General features: G+C 50.6%; 14 protein-coding genes. 4 read left to right on the forward strand and 10 right to left on the reverse strand.

The window, feature by feature from the left end:
* Positions 1-64: 64 nt before the first annotated feature.
* Together mukE and mukF are read right to left on the reverse strand one after the other, a co-directional pair.
* Entirely contained in the window at positions 65-787 is a 723-nt protein-coding gene (gene mukE / locus ACESOH_RS04540) for a chromosome partition protein MukE (protein ID WP_032092681.1), read from the reverse strand.
* Positions 788-801: 14 nt separating this feature from the next.
* Complete coding sequence (mukF, locus tag ACESOH_RS04545) at positions 802-2,127, reverse strand: chromosome partition protein MukF (protein ID WP_373100003.1); 1,326 nt, start codon at positions 2,125-2,127, stop codon at positions 802-804.
* Positions 2,128-2,335: 208 nt separating this feature from the next.
* Between mukF and ttcA the strand changes: the two genes are divergently transcribed.
* Entirely contained in the window at positions 2,336-3,292 is a 957-nt protein-coding gene (gene ttcA, locus ACESOH_RS04550) for a tRNA 2-thiocytidine(32) synthetase TtcA (protein ID WP_373100421.1), read from the forward strand.
* A gap of 80 nt (positions 3,293-3,372) precedes the next feature.
* On the opposite strand, the gene ACESOH_RS04555 is transcribed toward ttcA, so the two are convergent.
* From ACESOH_RS04555 to ACESOH_RS04575, 5 genes are all read right to left on the reverse strand, one after another.
* Positions 3,373-3,858 (reverse strand): NlpC/P60 family protein, encoded by a 486-nt coding sequence (locus ACESOH_RS04555; protein WP_032092683.1) that lies wholly within the window; start codon positions 3,856-3,858, stop codon positions 3,373-3,375.
* A gap of 66 nt (positions 3,859-3,924) precedes the next feature.
* Positions 3,925-4,221: an integration host factor subunit alpha gene (locus ACESOH_RS04560; protein WP_032092684.1), complete on the reverse strand. Its 297-nt coding sequence runs from the start codon at positions 4,219-4,221 to the stop codon at positions 3,925-3,927.
* A 3-nt stretch (positions 4,222-4,224) separates the two neighbouring features.
* Entirely contained in the window at positions 4,225-6,612 is a 2,388-nt protein-coding gene (pheT, locus tag ACESOH_RS04565; protein WP_373100006.1) for a phenylalanine--tRNA ligase subunit beta, read from the reverse strand.
* A 59-nt stretch (positions 6,613-6,671) separates the two neighbouring features.
* Positions 6,672-7,661, reverse strand: a complete 990-nt coding sequence (gene pheS / locus ACESOH_RS04570; protein WP_373100007.1) for a phenylalanine--tRNA ligase subunit alpha — start codon at positions 7,659-7,661, stop codon at positions 6,672-6,674.
* Positions 7,662-7,756: 95 nt separating this feature from the next.
* On the reverse strand, positions 7,757-8,419 hold the full coding sequence (locus ACESOH_RS04575; RefSeq protein ID WP_032092687.1) for a TIGR01621 family pseudouridine synthase: 663 nt from the start codon (positions 8,417-8,419) through the stop codon (positions 7,757-7,759).
* Between the two features lie 32 nt (positions 8,420-8,451).
* Between ACESOH_RS04575 and cls the strand changes: the two genes are divergently transcribed.
* Entirely contained in the window at positions 8,452-9,915 is a 1,464-nt protein-coding gene (cls, locus tag ACESOH_RS04580; RefSeq protein WP_373100010.1) for a cardiolipin synthase, read from the forward strand.
* Between the two features lie 43 nt (positions 9,916-9,958).
* On the opposite strand, the gene folC is transcribed toward cls, so the two are convergent.
* The 3 genes from folC to truA all read right to left on the reverse strand — a co-directional run bounded on the left by folC (position 9,959) and on the right by truA (position 13,063).
* Positions 9,959-11,287: a bifunctional tetrahydrofolate synthase/dihydrofolate synthase gene (gene folC, locus ACESOH_RS04585; protein WP_373100011.1), complete on the reverse strand. Its 1,329-nt coding sequence runs from the start codon at positions 11,285-11,287 to the stop codon at positions 9,959-9,961.
* On the reverse strand, positions 11,280-12,185 hold the full coding sequence (gene accD / locus ACESOH_RS04590) for an acetyl-CoA carboxylase, carboxyltransferase subunit beta (protein ID WP_373100013.1): 906 nt from the start codon (positions 12,183-12,185) through the stop codon (positions 11,280-11,282). Before accD ends, folC begins: the two co-directional genes overlap by 8 nt.
* Positions 12,186-12,268: 83 nt before the next feature.
* Positions 12,269-13,063 carry a tRNA pseudouridine(38-40) synthase TruA gene (gene truA / locus ACESOH_RS04600; protein ID WP_032092691.1) on the reverse strand — a complete coding sequence of 265 codons (795 nt, stop codon included), beginning with the start codon at positions 13,061-13,063 and terminating at the stop codon, positions 12,269-12,271.
* A 117-nt stretch (positions 13,064-13,180) separates the two neighbouring features.
* Between truA and ACESOH_RS04605 the strand changes: the two genes are divergently transcribed.
* Positions 13,181-14,029, forward strand: a complete 849-nt coding sequence (locus tag ACESOH_RS04605) for a patatin-like phospholipase family protein (protein WP_373100017.1) — start codon at positions 13,181-13,183, stop codon at positions 14,027-14,029.
* 271 nt (positions 14,030-14,300) lie between these two features.
* Entirely contained in the window at positions 14,301-15,752 is a 1,452-nt protein-coding gene (locus ACESOH_RS04610; RefSeq protein WP_373100019.1) for a peptide MFS transporter, read from the forward strand.
* Positions 15,753-15,756: the final 4 nt, after the last annotated feature.

Consider the following 15,756-nt stretch of genomic DNA (forward strand, 5'->3'; position numbering starts at 1 on the left):
GGCTGTGAGATCGCTTCATTCTCAGGGTGTTGCGTATTATGTTCCAGTTCCAGCATATCAGACATTATTCTTCTTCCCCATCATCTTGCACTTGCTCATCGGATTCTTCGGTTTTTTCCACCGCACTTTTTTCCAGTTGCAGCGAGGCCGGTGTAGCCGCTTCCCCGTCGCGAATCAGACGCAGCTGCGCCTCACGCGGGTCATCGCCGGCACGCACTTCCGCTCCGAAACGGAACACCGCTTCGGAAATCGTGAATTTCCCGCTGTTTTGTTCGCCGACGGTATAAATCATGCCCATACGACGCAGGCGGTTTAAGGCGGCGCGTACTTTTTCCGCCAGTTTTTGTTTATCCAGATCCGAACCTGACGAACGCTGATTCACCGCTTTCAGCAATTTGCCTTCATCGGCCAGATTCAGCAGTTCGTCATACACTTCCTGCGTGCTGAAAATCCCCTGCTGCGCCAGACGCTCCGGGCTTAAATACAAATAACACAGCACTTTGCCGACCAGCATTTCCAGCTCGCTTAACACGGAACGGGCGATAAGCGTGGTGGCTTTCGGACGCAAATAGAAAAATCCCTCCGGCGCGCGGATAAGTTCCACATTATAACGGCGGTAAAATTGATCCAGTTCGGTTTGAAAATCCATTAAAAACGCATGATGATCCAACTGTTCGGTGCCGATATGTCTGCCGGCGCGCAGCTGGCTGTCCACGTCGGGAAATAACGGATTGGCAAGCGCCTGCGCCTGTTTAATCGAAATGATATCTTGAAGATTGTCTGTCATTGGTTGATCTCTTGTTATTTGTACTCATCGATACTGTGCGCCTGCACTTGCGCACCATAGCGATTGATGTCTTCCCACTGCGGGTAAACGGCGGCCAAATCCGCACTCGCCATACCTAAACGCACCGCCTGATCCACAATAATCCGCGCCACATCAAAATGACGGGCCAGCGGATATTGCTCCAGTTGCGCTTTCAGCACTAAACTTAGGTTAATCGGGCGGCCGTGCTCGCGGTAATCAATCAATAAGTCCTGCATATGTTCCACGATTTGTTCATGCACATCCGCCAGACTTTCATATTGCAACGCATCCGGCAATTCGCCCAGCGCATCTTCCTCCCGCAGCACCAGCTCTTCGTCGCGCAGATCGATTAAACGCTCCGCCTGCGCGGCCCATAAATACCAAGGGTTATCAAAATACTGATGAATGGAATGGCGCAGACGCTGCGAAAAGACGCGGTTTTTATCCATATCAATGGCGGTGCGGATAAATTTATGCACATGACGGTCGTAGCCGATCCACAAGTCGATGGTTTGCTGTCCCCAGCTGATGATTCGGTCAAGTTTGGCCTGCAGATCCGTAATCAGCTGATCAATAAAATACAGCTCGCCGCGGCCGATAACGCAATCCTGAATGCGCAGCAATTGCGCTTGCAGCTTGTCGCCGGCGGCATTTAAGGTATCCTGCAACTCGCGCAGATTACCGGAGGTTTCGTCCAGTAACTTTTCGCAGCTGGCAATGGCTGCCTGCCAGTCTTTGGTTAATAATTCGGCGATTTCGTCTTTAATGGTTTGTTGATTTTCATCCATCACCCGCTGCGAAAAATCAATGCTGTCGAAAATTTCCGCCACCGAATATTTCAGCGGCGCAAACACATTCCGCCGCCAGTGATGTTCGTCGCCGTCTTCTTCCGCCGCCTCCGAGGCGCGCTGAATTTCATCCGCCACGATCGACAGCTGCACAGACAAACGCAGCGCGGAAAACTCGCGCTGACGGATATAATAATCGGAAACCCCGACACCGAGCGGGGTTAAGCGGTAAATCGCCAGGCCTTCGGTAAACTCGCTGCTGAAACGGTTTAAAAACCGCTGTTTAACCAGCTCGTTGATGGCGTTATTGGCACGGGTCGCAATGGTTTCCTGTGATTGGTCGAAAGCGGCGGAAATATGACGGAAGATATCAATCAGATCGGTTTCCAGCATTTCGCCGTCCAGACGTTCATTATTGTAAATGGCGATAGCAAGTAAAAAAGACAGGCGTTCTGTCGGTAAATTCAACGAGAACTCGCGCTCCCTCGCCCAGGACACTAATTCCGGGATGGTTTGTGAAGTTTCGAGCATTTCGTTTCTCTCACAACTAGATAAAAATACAGATAAAATTGCGCTCAATTATACAGGATTTTTAAGGGATCTAATAGCGCGAATTTATGGCGCAAAAATCCCCCGAAAACCACCGCACTTTTGCCCGCCGCGAAATATTTTTATTGGAAAAAAGCCCGTTACCCCTTACTATACGCAGGTTTTTATTTTAACCCTGACACAGATGACTATGATCGAATCTATCAACGCACAACAGCAAAAAGACAAAAAACAAAGCTACAATCTGAATAAATTACAAAAACGGTTACGCCGTAATGTGGGCAACGCCATTGCCGATTTCACCATGATCGAAGACGGCGATAAAGTGATGGTGTGCCTGTCCGGCGGCAAAGACAGCTACACGCTGCTGGATATTCTGCTCAATTTGCGCCTCAATGCGCCGATTCACTTTGATCTCGTGGCGGTGAATCTGGATCAGAAGCAGCCGGGCTTTCCGGAGCATGTGCTGCCGCAATATCTGACGGAAATCGGCGTGGACTATCATATCGTGCAGGAAAATACCTACGGCATCGTGAAAGAAAAAATTCCAGAAGGCAAAACCACCTGTTCCCTGTGCTCCCGTCTGCGGCGCGGTATTTTATACCGCACGGCAAGCGAACTCGGCGCCACCAAAATCGCCCTCGGCCATCACCGCGACGATATGCTGGAAACGTTGTTGTTAAATATGTTTTACGGCGGAAAACTGAAATCCATGCCACCTAAACTTATCAGCGACGACGGCAAACATGTCGTTATCCGCCCGCTGGCGTATTGCAAAGAAAAGGATATTGCAAAATACGCGGCGGCGAAACAATTTCCGATTATCCCCTGCAATCTGTGCGGTTCGCAGCCGAATCTACAGCGTCAGGTGGTGAAAGAAATGCTGCAAACATGGGATCGCCAATATCCGGGACGGATCGAAACCATGTTCAGCGCCTTACAGAATATCGTGCCGTCTCACCTTTGCGATACGGCGTTGTTTGATTTCAACGCAATCCGCCACGGTCAGCCGCTGGATGGCATAGAAGGCGATATCGCCTTTGACAAGCCCGATCTTCCGACCGCTCCGCTGTTTGCCGATAACGATGAAGACGAACGCACCGATTTTGCCGCAGGCAATATGATCGGAATTAAAGAAGTGAATTAATCGTTGTTTGAGAAAAGAAAAGTGCGGTAAAAAAACGTGGAATTTTTCACCGCACTTTTGCGTTTCAACCGACACGCCGGTTAAATCCGTCTGGTTTGCCAGTAGGCCTTTTGCCAATAAGGGCTGTTCATGGAAGAATAAATCACTCCGCCTTTGGTTGAGGCGTGCAGGAATTTATCGTCTTTCACATAAATCCCCACATGATAACCGTTCGGGCCGCGGCCGGTTTTAAAAAACACTAAATCACCGGTCTGAATCTCGCTCTTGCTGATTTTGGTGCCGTAATTCGCCTGTTCTCTGGTCGAACGCGGTAGGCGGATGCCGAAACGGTCGAGAAAAGTGGTTTGCACAAAACCGGAACAATCCACGCCGCGGCGGCTTTGTCCGCCCAGCATGTAAGGCGTTCCCGCCCATTCGTACTGCTGCTCGCTTAATAGTGCGATCACCATAATCGGATCATCCAGCTGACCTTGATAATCAATGGACGAATAACGGGGAGCGGAGCCAGAACACGCGGCTAAAAAGGCAATGCAGCCTGTTATGAAAAGAGATTTAACTAAACGCATTGAGTTTCCCTGCCAACGATATAATGAAAAGCTATCCGCACATTACGGATAGCTTATGAAAGGAGATTAGTTTTTCGGTTTGGTTTTTTCTACTCTGTTGCGCAGTTTCTGACCGGGTTTGAACACGACGACCCGGCGTGCGGAAACTGGCACACTTTCCCCGGTTTTCGGATTACGCCCGGGACGTGAGGATTTATCTCTCAGCTCAAAATTACCGAAACCGGATAATTTGACATCCCGTCCGCTTTCCAATGCCACACGGATTTCCTCAAAAAAACTTTCAACCAATTCTTTGGCATCGCGTTTGTTTAAATTGAGTTTCTCAATTAAGCTGTCTGCGAGTTCTACTTTGGTCAGTGTCATAATCTAATCTCTCAAGTAAGCGTTAAAGCGTTGTTTCAGTTCGGATAATACAACAGAAATTACAGCATTGATATCCTTTTCTTCCAGCGTTCTTTCCGTATCCTGAATTGTCAGACTGATGGCCAGACTTTTCTTTCCTTCGGGTAAATTCGCCCCTTGATAAACATCGAATAAACCGACGTTCATCAATTGTTTTCCGCCAGCGTTACGGCACGCATCCAGAATATCGCCGGCCGGGATATGGCTATCCAGCACTACGGCAATATCGCGTTTATTGGCAGGGAAACGGGAAATTTCTTTTGCATTCGGAACATTACGTTCCGCAATCGCCGCCCATTCGATTTCAAACACAATCGGTTTACCGGATAATCCCAGTTGCTGTACGATTTTCGGATGAACCGTTCCGATAAAGCCGATTTCCTTATCGTCCAGCATAATTGCCGCCGATTGCCCCGGATGAAGCGCCGGATATGATTTTGCAACAAAACGCAGACGATTTCCAGCCTTTGTTAAGGATAAAATTCGCTCTAAATCCCCTTTCAGATCAAAGAAATCTGCATTTTCACCTTTATGTTCCCAATGTACGGGACGTTTATCCCCGACAATCGCCGCACCGAGCATAAATTCCTGACGAACGCCGCACGGCGCATCCGCATCGGGCATAAAGCGCAATCCGCCCTCAAAAATCCGAATCCGGCTCTGCTGGCGGTTCTGATTATAAGCCACGGTAGTCAGTAAGCCCGGCAACAGGGACACCCGCATGGCGGACATTTCGCGTGAAATCGGATTCGGCAGCATTAACGCCTCCTGCTCCGGATAAAGCAATTGCTGAACATCGGGATCAACAAAGCTGTAAGACACGATTTCCTGATAATCACTGTCCACAAACGCGGTACGCACACGAATCAGCTCCAGCAGATGTTCCGGAATCATCTTCATCTGCAAATGCGCCAGCGGCGCATGATTCGGAATGCTGTTATAGCCGTAAATACGCGCCACTTCTTCGATCAAATCCTCTTCGATTTCAATATCGAAGCGCCAGCTGGCCGAGGTGACTGTCCAAACTTCCGCGGCATAATTCACCTCAAATCCCAAACGCCGGAAAATATCGGTCACGGTTTCGGTTTCAATATGATGACCGAGTAACGCATCTAATTTGTGACGACGTAACCGAACCTGTTTAACTTTCGGTAAATGCTCATCGCTGGTGGCTTCGCAGATTTCGCCCGCTTCACCGCCGCAAATTTGCAGCACAAGTGCGGTCGCTCTTTCCAGCGCTTTGCGCGGTAAATCAAAATCCACACCGCGTTCAAAACGGTGGGACGAATCCGTATGCAGGCCGTATTGTCTGGCCCGGCCGGTAATAGCCAGCGGTGCGAAAAATGCGGCTTCAAGAATAATATCGCGGGTATCGCCGTTTACCCCGCTGCCTTCGCCGCCGAAAATGCCCGCCATAGCAAGCGGCCCGTTCTGATCGGCGATAACCAGTGTATTGGGTTGCAGTTTTGCCGTGCTACCGTCTAGCAGCACCAGTTCTTCGCCCTCTTTCGCCATACGCACTTGAATCGGCTGAGCGACGCGAGCGGCATCAAAGGCGTGCATCGGCTGACCCAGTTCCAGCAAAATATAATTCGTAATATCCACGATCGGATCGATAGAACGAATGTCGCAGCGCCGCAGTTTCTCCGTCATCCAGACCGGCGTTTGCGCATGGACATCGACATTTTTAATCACCCGCAACAAATAACGCGGGCAGGCCTGTGGCGCAGAAACCTCGATCAGCGCCTTATCCGCAATGGTCGCGTTAACCGGTTCAATGGTCGGTGTCGTCACCGGCATACGGTTTACCACGCCGATTTCCCGCGCAATCCCCGCAATACTCAGACAATCGGCACGATTCGGGGTGAGGCTGATTTCAATCGCATTATCATTCAGTTGCAGATAATCGCGTAAGTCCGTGCCGATCGGCGCATCGGCGGGTAATTCAATGATACCGCTGTGATCATCGGCAATGCCCAATTCACGATAAGAACACAGCATGCCTTCGGACGGCTGACCGCGTAATTTCGTTTTTTTGATTTTAAAATCGCCCGGTAACAACGCACCGTCAACCGCGCAGGCGACTTTTAACCCCTGCCGGCAATTCGGCGCACCGCAGACGATATCCAATAATGCCGCCCCGCCGACATTGACTTTGGTGACGCGTAATTTATCCGCATCCGGATGCGGCGCGCATTCCACCACTTCACCGACAACTACGCCGCTAAAATCGCCGGCCACTTTCTCTACGCCGTCAACTTCCAGCCCCAGCATGGTGATTTGTTCGCATAACTGCGCGGTGTCGATAGCCGGATTGACCCACTCACGCACCCATAATTCGCTAAATTTCATAATATTTCTCTGTCTGATTCGTTTACATTACCAAGGCGCATATTCCGCCTGTCGTTTCATTATTTAAACTGTTTTAAAAAACGCAGATCGTTTTCAAAGAACGAACGTAAATCCGTGACGTTATAACGCAGCATGGTTAAACGCTCCACCCCCATACCGACGGCAAAGCCGGCATACTGTTCCGGATCAATGCCGACATTACGCAGCACGTTCGGATGCACCATGCCGCAACCCAGCACTTCCAGCCATTTGCCGTTTTTACCTTTCACATCCACTTCGGCGGACGGCTCGGTGAACGGAAAATAGGACGGACGGAAACGCACTTCCAAATCCTCCTCAAAAAAGGCGCGCAGAAAATCATGCAACAACCCTTTTAATTCGGTAAAGTTGGCGTGTTCATCCACATAAAGCAGTTCGATTTGGTGAAACATCGGCGTATGGGTTTGGTCGTAATCGTTACGATATACCCGCCCCGGCGCCATAATGCGGATCGGCGGCCGTTGTTTTTCCATGGTGCGGATTTGCACGCCGGAGGTTTGCGTTCTTAACAGGCGCTGCGCATCGAACCAGAAAGTATCGTGATCGGCGCGCGCCGGGTGATGGGCGGGAATATTCAGCGCATCAAAATTATAATAATCGGTTTCCACTTCCGGGCCGATTTCGACGGTAAAGCCCAGATTGGCAAAGAATTTCACCACCCGTTCAATGGTGATCGACACCGGGTGCAAACCGCCCAGCTCGGTTTTGCGCCCCGGCAGGCTGACGTCAATCCGCTCCTGCGCCAACTGGGCGTTCAAGGCTTCCTGCTCCCATTCGGCTTTTTTCGCATTAAATGCGTCCAGCACTTTTTGTTTCGCTTCGTTAATTTTGGCGCCGATGGCCGGACGTTCTTCCGCCGCCACATCGCGAAGCCCCTGCATTAACTGGGTAAAATGTCCTTTTTTACCGAAATATTCCACGCGAATGGCGTCCAGCGCGTCCAGACTTTTATCGTGCAGCCCGTCAATCGCCTTTTTGGCCTGTTCGGTAAGTTCTTTAAGGTTTTGCATACCTGTCCTCTGTTACGTTAAATAATTCAAAAAATGCTATCAATGATAATACTAACATGTTAAAAAATCACGCCTTTAATGCGTAGTTTGGGCGATTATTTCGCTTTTTGCGCCCTTATCGCCGCCATCACGGAAATTCGGTTAAAAAAAGCACCGCACTTCGGCATCAGACGCAGTGAAACGGGCTGTCCCTGATAGGTGAAATCCAGTCCGTAAGCATGCAGATAAGTGCGGTCGGATTTTGCTCCATTTCCGCCGTACAGCGTATCGCCCAGAATCGGACTGCCGAGGCTTTTCATGGCGACCCGCAACTGATGGGTTTTGCCGGTTCGCGGCGATAACACGAACAGGCGCAAATTCGGCTCGCAGCTCACCGAATAAAAGCGCGTCAGCGCGGGATTTTCGCCGCGCGGGGTTAATTTCCATGCACCGCCCCGCGCCTTTACCATATCACCGCGGATTACGCCCTGTTTTTTCTTCGGTTTATGCACGGATAAGGCAAGATAGGTTTTTTGAATGGCATGTTGGGCGAATAGATGGGATAATTGCGCGGCGGAGCGGCTGTTTAAAGCCAGTATCAATAGCCCCGATGTGACTTTATCCAGACGGTGTACCAGCCACACCTGCGGCACATTAAGCTGCCGGGCAACCACTGTGGTTAGACCGATGTCACCGTCGTCTTTATGTACACTGATGCCACAGGGCTTATTAATGATGATAAAATCCGGATGGGTGTAAACTATTTCGATAGGTTGCATATGTGATTAAATAAAAGTGCGGTTAAAAAATAATGCGTTTTTCCATTGAACAGATTATACCATACATCATCCCCGCCATAATTTGGATTCTGAGCATTTCCATTACGCTGCGGTTGATTATTAAAAAACAATCGGTCTCCGCCACGTTATCCTGGCTGATGCTGATCTATCTGGTGCCGATCGTCGGCATTATCGCCTATCTGATTTTCGGCGAAATCAATCTCGGTACCCGGCGGGCAAAGGCGTTTCGCAGCCTGCTGCCTAAATTTAACCGATGGTTCGATAAGTTTGCCCAATGTCATAATCTGATCAATACGCATAATAATCTGCTGTACCGCCCGCTGTTCGATCTGGCGCACAAACGCCTGCATATTCCCTGTGTGCTGGGCAATGAACTGCATATTCTGGATACGCCGGACAGCATTATCAACAGTATTATTCAGGATATTAACGCCGCGACCCACAGCATCAATATGGTGTTTTATATTTGGTCTGACGGCGGCTTGATCAATCAGGTGCAAACGGCGCTGATTCAGGCTCGGCACCGCGGCGTGGCAATCCGGATTCTGCTCGACAGCGTAGGCAGCCGCAGTTTTCTGAAAAGCCCGGCCTGCCGCACCCTGCGCGAACAGGGGATTGAAATCACCGAAACCCTGCATGTGAATTTACTGCGTATGTTTTTCAGCCGGATTGATTTGCGCCAGCACCGCAAAATTATCGTGATCGATAATCAATTATCCTACACCGGCAGCATGAATATGGTGGATCCGAAATATTTCAAACAAGACAGCCATGTGGGCGAATGGATCGATATTATGGTACGCATCAACGGGCCGGTTTCGCCTGTGCTGAACAGCCTGCACGCCTGGGATTGGGAAATTGAAACCGAACGCGAATTACCGCTGGCGCTGCCGGATTGCCCGTTGCTGCCGATAGACAGCGACAATTCCCATGCCGTGCAGATTCTGGCCACCGGCCCGGGCTTTCCCGATGATTTGATGGCGCAATCCCTATCCCTTGCCATTTTCTCGGCGCGTAAAAGTATCACCATCACCTCGCCTTACTTCGTTCCCAGCCATAGCATCGCCGAGGCGTTGCAGATTGCCGCCTTGCGCGGCGTGGAAGTGACGCTGATTCTGCCGGAAAAAAACGATTCGGTCATGGTCGGCTGGGCAAGCCGCACATTTTTTGAAGATTTAATGGCGGCCGGCGTGAAAATTTATAAATTCAGAACAGGCCTGCTGCATACGAAAAGCATACTGATCGATAATCGGCTGGCATTAGTCGGTACCGTAAATATGGATATGCGCAGTTTTCTGTTGAATTTTGAAGTCACCATGGTGGTGGAAGATCTGGCCTTTGCCAATGAAATCACCGTATTGCATGAAAATTATCTGCGCAATTCGGTGGCGCTGGATTATGCCGCCTGGAAAACCCGCCCGGTTTATCACCGCATTATTGAGCGCCTGTTTTTCCTGTTCAGCCCGTTGCTGTAACGGCGTTAAAAAACGGGCGATCTCCTAAGACCGCCCGTCATGGTTACCGCATCGCCAAAAATGCCCCGACGGTATGAAAAGAGCCGAATATCAGCACGGTATCTTTCGGCTGCGCATGTTCCAGCGCACGTTTCACCCCTTGCGCCACACTGTCGGCGCTTTCTCCCGCAACAGGTTGCTGCTGTGACTGCGCGGTCTGTTGCAACGTCACAAATAATGCCTCGCCGCGTTGTCCTCGTTCGCCGTCCAAACTCACACAATACCAATAATCGATCAGCGACAACAACGGCGCCACGACGCCGGCGGCATCTTTATCTTTCAGAATGCCGCACACCGCAATGATTCTGCCGTCTGTTTCGGCGTGAAGTGCGGTCAGTTTTTGCGCTAAATAACGTGCGGCATGGGGATTGTGCCCGACATCGATAATCACACGCGGTAATGCGGCCGGCGGTTTCGCGACGCTTTTTGCCAACATCTGCCGGTTTTCCGCCGCTAGCGTCTGAAAGCGTCCGGTTAATTCCACCTGCGATAAGGCCTGCCGAATATGCGCCGGCGAAATCGCAAAAGGCAAATGCCCTATCGCCGCCAGCGCCGTTGCCGCATTAGCCACAGGAATCTGCGGAAACGGCAGATTTTCCCACCGCACTTTTTTATCCTGCCAGCACCAGCTTTCACCTTGCAGCGTAAAGCGCCAGTCCTGATCGCGGCAGGACAGCGGACAGCCCAGTCGATGCGCCTGTTCAAGCATGGAGGCCGGAATATCCGGTTCACCGATAATCACCGGTTTGCCGGCCCGGAAAATACCGGCTTTTTCAAAACCGATTTGTTCGCGCGTCGAACCGAGGAAATCCGTGTGATCAATATCGATACTGGTAATCAGCGCGATATTGCTGTCAACGATATTGGTGGCATCCAGCCGACCGCCCAGCCCCACTTCCAGAATCACGACATCAAGCGCCGCCTGCTTAAACAAATGCAGCGCGGATAAGGTGCTGAACTCGAAATAAGTTAAGGATTCGGTTTTATGCCGTTCGATAAAAGCAAAGGAACGGCAATGCGCCGCATCGTCCAGTTCGCGGTTTTGAATCCGCACCCGTTCATTGTAACGGATTAAATGCGGCGACGAATAAACGCCGACGCGATACCCGGCATTCAGCAGCACGGTTTCCAGCAAACGGCAGGTGGTGCCTTTACCGTTGGTGCCGCCGACGGTAATCACGAAAGGTGCGGGATGCAATAAATCCAGCGCCCGGGCAACCGCCGTAATGCGCGCAAGTCCCAGATCAATGGTTTTAAAATGACTGTGTTCTAAATAAGAAAGCCACTCCTGAAGGGGCGAAATGGCGGTTAATCGGCTATTGGGATTATTCATGTTCGGCAACAAGAGGCTGTTCCACTAATTCCGCTTCCACGAAAGGCGACGGTTTATTGCTCAGTTTGCTTAATAAACTGGCCAGCGTTTCGCGCATATCGGCACGCTTGACGATCATATCAATGGCGCCTTTTTCCAGCAAAAACTCTGAACGCTGGAAGCCTTCCGGCAATTTTTCCCGCACGGTCTGCTCAATCACACGCGGGCCGGCAAACCCGATTAAGGCTTTCGGCTCCGCGATATTGATATCGCCCAGCATGGCAAAACTGGCGGATACGCCGCCCAGCGTCGGATCGGTTAACACGGAAATAAACGGCACGCCTTTTTCGCGCATTTTCGCCAGCACGGCGCTGGTTTTCGCCATCTGCATTAACGAGATCAGCGCTTCCTGCATCCGCGCTCCGCCGCTGGCGGAAAAACAAATGAAGGGGCAATTTTCCGCCATGGCTTTTTCTGCCGCTTTGACGAATTTGGCGCCGACCACCGATCCCATAGAACCGCCCATAAAACTGAAATTCGACGCCGCCGCCACAACCGGCATGCCGTATAAGGTGCCGAATACCGAAATCAGCGCGTCTTTTTCGCCGGTTTCTTTTTGCGCGGCGGAAAGGCGGTCTTTATATTTTTTCAAATCTTTGAATTTCAGCACATCTTTCGGTTCCAGTTCGGCGGCAAGTTCCTGTACGCTGTCTTTATCCAGTAGCGCCAGAAGACGCTCGCGCGCATCGATTCGCATATGATGTCCACATTTCGGGCAGACTTCCAGATTGCGCTTTAATTCGTCACGGTATAACACCTGCTCACATGCCGTGCATTTTGTCCACACCCCCTCCGGCACATTCGCTCTGCGCGATGAAGACGAGGTGTTTTTGCTAAAAATTCTATCAATCCAGCTCATGTTTAACCTTTTTTATCCGAGGAAAATTGCGGCTATTACACCATAATTCGACCGAATATGCCAGCGCTAAAGGTCTGACATGACTACCAAAGTTCATCTTCCAGATACAGCGGCCCTAAGCGTGTCCGCGGCAAGGCGAAACGCTCGGGATAACGCACGTTGACCAAATATAATCCCGCCGCTTTTGCGGTCGGTGCGGCTAAAGTGCGGTCTTTTTCGGCCAATAATTCGGCCATCCAGCTCACCGGTCGGTTCTGACAGCCGATTTCAAGCAAACTGCCGACAATATTACGCACCATATGATGCACGAACGCATTGGCTTGAATATCAATCACAATATATTCGGCGCGGCGAACCACATGCAAATGATGCACATTGCGCCACGGAGTATGCGACTGACATTGTGCCGCGCGAAATGCGGAAAAGTCATGCTCGCCCAGTAAAGCCTGCCCGGCTTCGTGCATCAGGCGATGATCCAGCGGCGCCGGGTAATGGGTAACGCCGTCGGGCAAAATGGCGCTGCGCAATTTATGGTTATAAATCAGATAACGATAACGGCGTGCCGTAGCACTGAAACGCGCGTGAAAATCGTCGTCCACCCGCTTTGCCCATGTCACGGCAATATCGTCGGGCAAATTGGCGTTGACACCGAAACACCAGGCTTTTTCCGGCCGCTCGGCGCCGGTTTCGAAATGAATCACCTGTCCGCTGGCATGCACGCCGGAATCGGTACGCCCGGCGCAGAAAACCGCGCATTCTTCATTGGCGACAAACGCAATGGCTTTTTCCAGTTCGGCCTGCACGCTGGCGACCTTTTCCTGCCGCTGCCAGCCGAAATAATGTTTGCCGTTATAGGCGATGCCGAGCGCAATTTTCATATTCTATGTCCTGTCCGTTGATCGAATCGCGCTATTATAGGGTAAATTTCCGATTTATAGAATGAAGCCGGGATGATATTATGACCGGCATTCATTAACTGCATAAAAGGTGAACGGATGAAAATCGGTTTGGTTCTGGAAGGCGGCGGAATGCGCGGCATGTTTACCGCCGGCGTGCTGGATGTCTTGATGGATGAAAATATCCGGGTTGACGGTATCGTTAGTGTGTCCGCCGGTGCGCTGTTCGGCGCCAATTATCCCTCCTGCCAGCGCGGGCGGGCGATTCGTTATAATCTGAAATATCTCAATGACAAGCGTTACCTCGGATTGCACAGCCTGCTGACGACCGGCAATATCATTAATAAAGAATTCGCCTTTTATCAGGTGCCGATGACGCTGGATCCCTTTGATAACGCGGCGTTCAAAGCCTCTGCGACGGATTTTTATGTCACCCTGACCAATGTGGAAAGCGGACAGGCGGAATATGTTCGGATCACCGATGTGTTTGCTCAAATGGAGCTGCTGCGCGCCACTTCCGCCATGCCGTTCGTCTCGAAAATGATCGAGATTGACGGCAAAAAATATCTGGACGGCGGCATTGCCGACAGTATCCCGTTGCAAAAATGCCTTGATCTGGGCTATGAGAAAATCCTTGTGGTACTGACCCGCCCGCTCGATTACCGTAAAACGGCGGTCAACCCTTATCTGATTAAAGCGTACTATCGCCGTTATCCGAATCTGGTCGAAACCTTAATCCGCCGGCATCAGAATTATAATCGTCAGGTGGAGGAAATTATCCGTTTGCAGCAGCAAAACCGGATTTTTGTTATCCGCCCGTCTCAGGCGCTGTCCATCGGCCGCATTGAAAGAAATCCCGACAAAATTCAGGCGATGTATGATCTGGGCATCTCTGATGCAACGCGAGAGCTGGAAAACCTGAAACGCTATGTAAATCAGCCGGTTTAGTTCTGTCCGACAAGCATAAAGTGCGGTCGTTTTGCGGCCGGTTTTTTAACATCGGAAAACGGTTGATTATGCACCGCACTTTATTCTTTCCGTTTACGCGCCGAACCGCATTGATTCCGCCGTTATCATTGTTGTCCGACACAACATTGAATCGATCAAAAAAACATTCTTCTTTTTGGGGTTTTGTGTTAAATTTTTGTTAAGTTTAAACCCAATACTTTTATTACGCAGGATGTGATACGCTTATTGACTTAACCACGAGGAGGACGATATGTCACCGACCCCAACCACACGGACATTTTTCGGGCATCCGTTTCAACTGGGCAAGCTGTTTCAGATTGAATTATGGGAACGCTTTTCTTTTTACGGCATGCAAGCCATCTTAATGATGTACCTTTACTATCAAACCACAAGCGGCGGTCTGAACATTGATAAAACCGTGGCCGGCGGCATTGTCGGCGCCTATGGCGGCAGCATTTATTTAGCCACGATTCTGGGCGGTTGGCTATCGGATCGTTTAATCGGCGCGGAACGCACCTTGTTTTGGTCGGGCGTGGTGGTAATGTCCGGTCATATTGCGCTGGCGCTGCTGCCCGATTTCGTCGGCTTAATTGCCGGTTTGGTGTTGATCGCTTTCGGCAGCGGCGGGGTAAAAGCCTCGGCAAGCTCTATGGTCGGACAGCTTTATGAAAGCCGGGAGACTCGCCACCTGCGCGATGCCGGTTTTTCCATTTTTTATATCGCCATTAATATCGGTGCGCTGCTGGGGCCGTTGCTGACGGGTCTGCTGCAAAGCAATATCGGTTTCCATTATGGTTTCGGTGCCGCCGCGGTGGGCATGGCGTTCGGTTTATGGCAATACAGCCGCGGCCGAAAATTCCTGCCGAAAACCCCTGCTCCCTTCCCTTTGCAATCCCATGAAAAACCGACTATCTTCCGCTTCACCTTGCTGGGGTTGGTCGTGTTCGCCTTAGCGATAGCCCTTGGCTGGCTGCATTTCGGTAATTTTAAATCCGTACTCTTGGCGGTGGTTATCCTGCTTTCCGTGTATTACTTTACCCGTCTGCTGACAGGCAAACACAGCACCGCTACGCAGAAAAAATATATTCAGGCGTATCTGCCGCTGTTTTTAACCTCCTGCATTTTCTGGGCATTATGGTTTCAGTTTTATACCGTGATCACCATTTATATTGATGAAACGGCAAAGGCACAGCGTATGCTCGGCAGCTTTGAAATTCCGGTGGCATGGTTTAGTTCTTTGCAGGGTTTTTGGGTGATTATATTCTCCGGTTTACTGGCGAGTTTATGGATGAAAATGGGTAAACAGCAGCCGAAAACGCCGGATAAATTCGCTTACGGCTTAATTATTGTCGGCGTATTTTATCTGCTGTATATGCCGTTTTTGGGCGACAGCGTGATGCCGTTGATCGTTATCGCGCTGTCGATCATTGTGCTCACCCTTGCCGAACTGCTGATTTCGCCGATTTCCCTATCATTTGCCACCAAAATCGCCCCGCCGCATTTTAAAACCCAAATGGTTGCCTTGAATTTTCTGTCGCTGTCTATCGGCTTCACATTAGGCGGTCTGATTTTCGAGTGGTTTTATCACGCCGACAAACTGTTGCATTTTTATGGTTTGCTCGGCGCTATCGGCATCGGCTGCGGCGTATTGCTGCTTGTGTTCACCAATAACTTAAACCGCATGCTCAGCGGTATCGACTGATTCG

It is taken from the genome of Necropsobacter rosorum (genome assembly GCF_964241405.1).
Classification (GTDB): Bacteria; Pseudomonadota; Gammaproteobacteria; order Enterobacterales; family Pasteurellaceae; genus Necropsobacter; species Necropsobacter rosorum.

Coding starts and splice junctions, on each gene's coding strand:
- mukF (WP_373100003.1), bottom strand. CDS start 2,127: ATGCTCGAAACTTCACAAACCATCCCGGAATTAGTGTCCTGGGCGAGG.
- folC (WP_373100011.1), bottom strand. CDS start 11,287: ATGAATAATCCCAATAGCCGATTAACCGCCATTTCGCCCCTTCAGGAG.
- ACESOH_RS04560 (WP_032092684.1), bottom strand. CDS start 4,221: ATGACACTGACCAAAGTAGAACTCGCAGACAGCTTAATTGAGAAACTC.
- accD (WP_373100013.1), bottom strand. CDS start 12,185: ATGAGCTGGATTGATAGAATTTTTAGCAAAAACACCTCGTCTTCATCG.
- pheT (WP_373100006.1), bottom strand. CDS start 6,612: ATGAAATTTAGCGAATTATGGGTGCGTGAGTGGGTCAATCCGGCTATC.
- ACESOH_RS04605 (WP_373100017.1), top strand. CDS start 13,181: ATGAAAATCGGTTTGGTTCTGGAAGGCGGCGGAATGCGCGGCATGTTT.
- pheS (WP_373100007.1), bottom strand. CDS start 7,661: ATGCAAAACCTTAAAGAACTTACCGAACAGGCCAAAAAGGCGATTGAC.
- truA (WP_032092691.1), bottom strand. CDS start 13,063: ATGAAAATTGCGCTCGGCATCGCCTATAACGGCAAACATTATTTCGGC.
- cls (WP_373100010.1), top strand. CDS start 8,452: ATGCGTTTTTCCATTGAACAGATTATACCATACATCATCCCCGCCATA.
- mukE (WP_032092681.1), bottom strand. CDS start 787: ATGACAGACAATCTTCAAGATATCATTTCGATTAAACAGGCGCAGGCG.
- ACESOH_RS04555 (WP_032092683.1), bottom strand. CDS start 3,858: ATGCGTTTAGTTAAATCTCTTTTCATAACAGGCTGCATTGCCTTTTTA.
- ACESOH_RS04575 (WP_032092687.1), bottom strand. CDS start 8,419: ATGCAACCTATCGAAATAGTTTACACCCATCCGGATTTTATCATCATT.
- ACESOH_RS04610 (WP_373100019.1), top strand. CDS start 14,301: ATGTCACCGACCCCAACCACACGGACATTTTTCGGGCATCCGTTTCAA.
- ttcA (WP_373100421.1), top strand. CDS start 2,336: ATGATCGAATCTATCAACGCACAACAGCAAAAAGACAAAAAACAAAGC.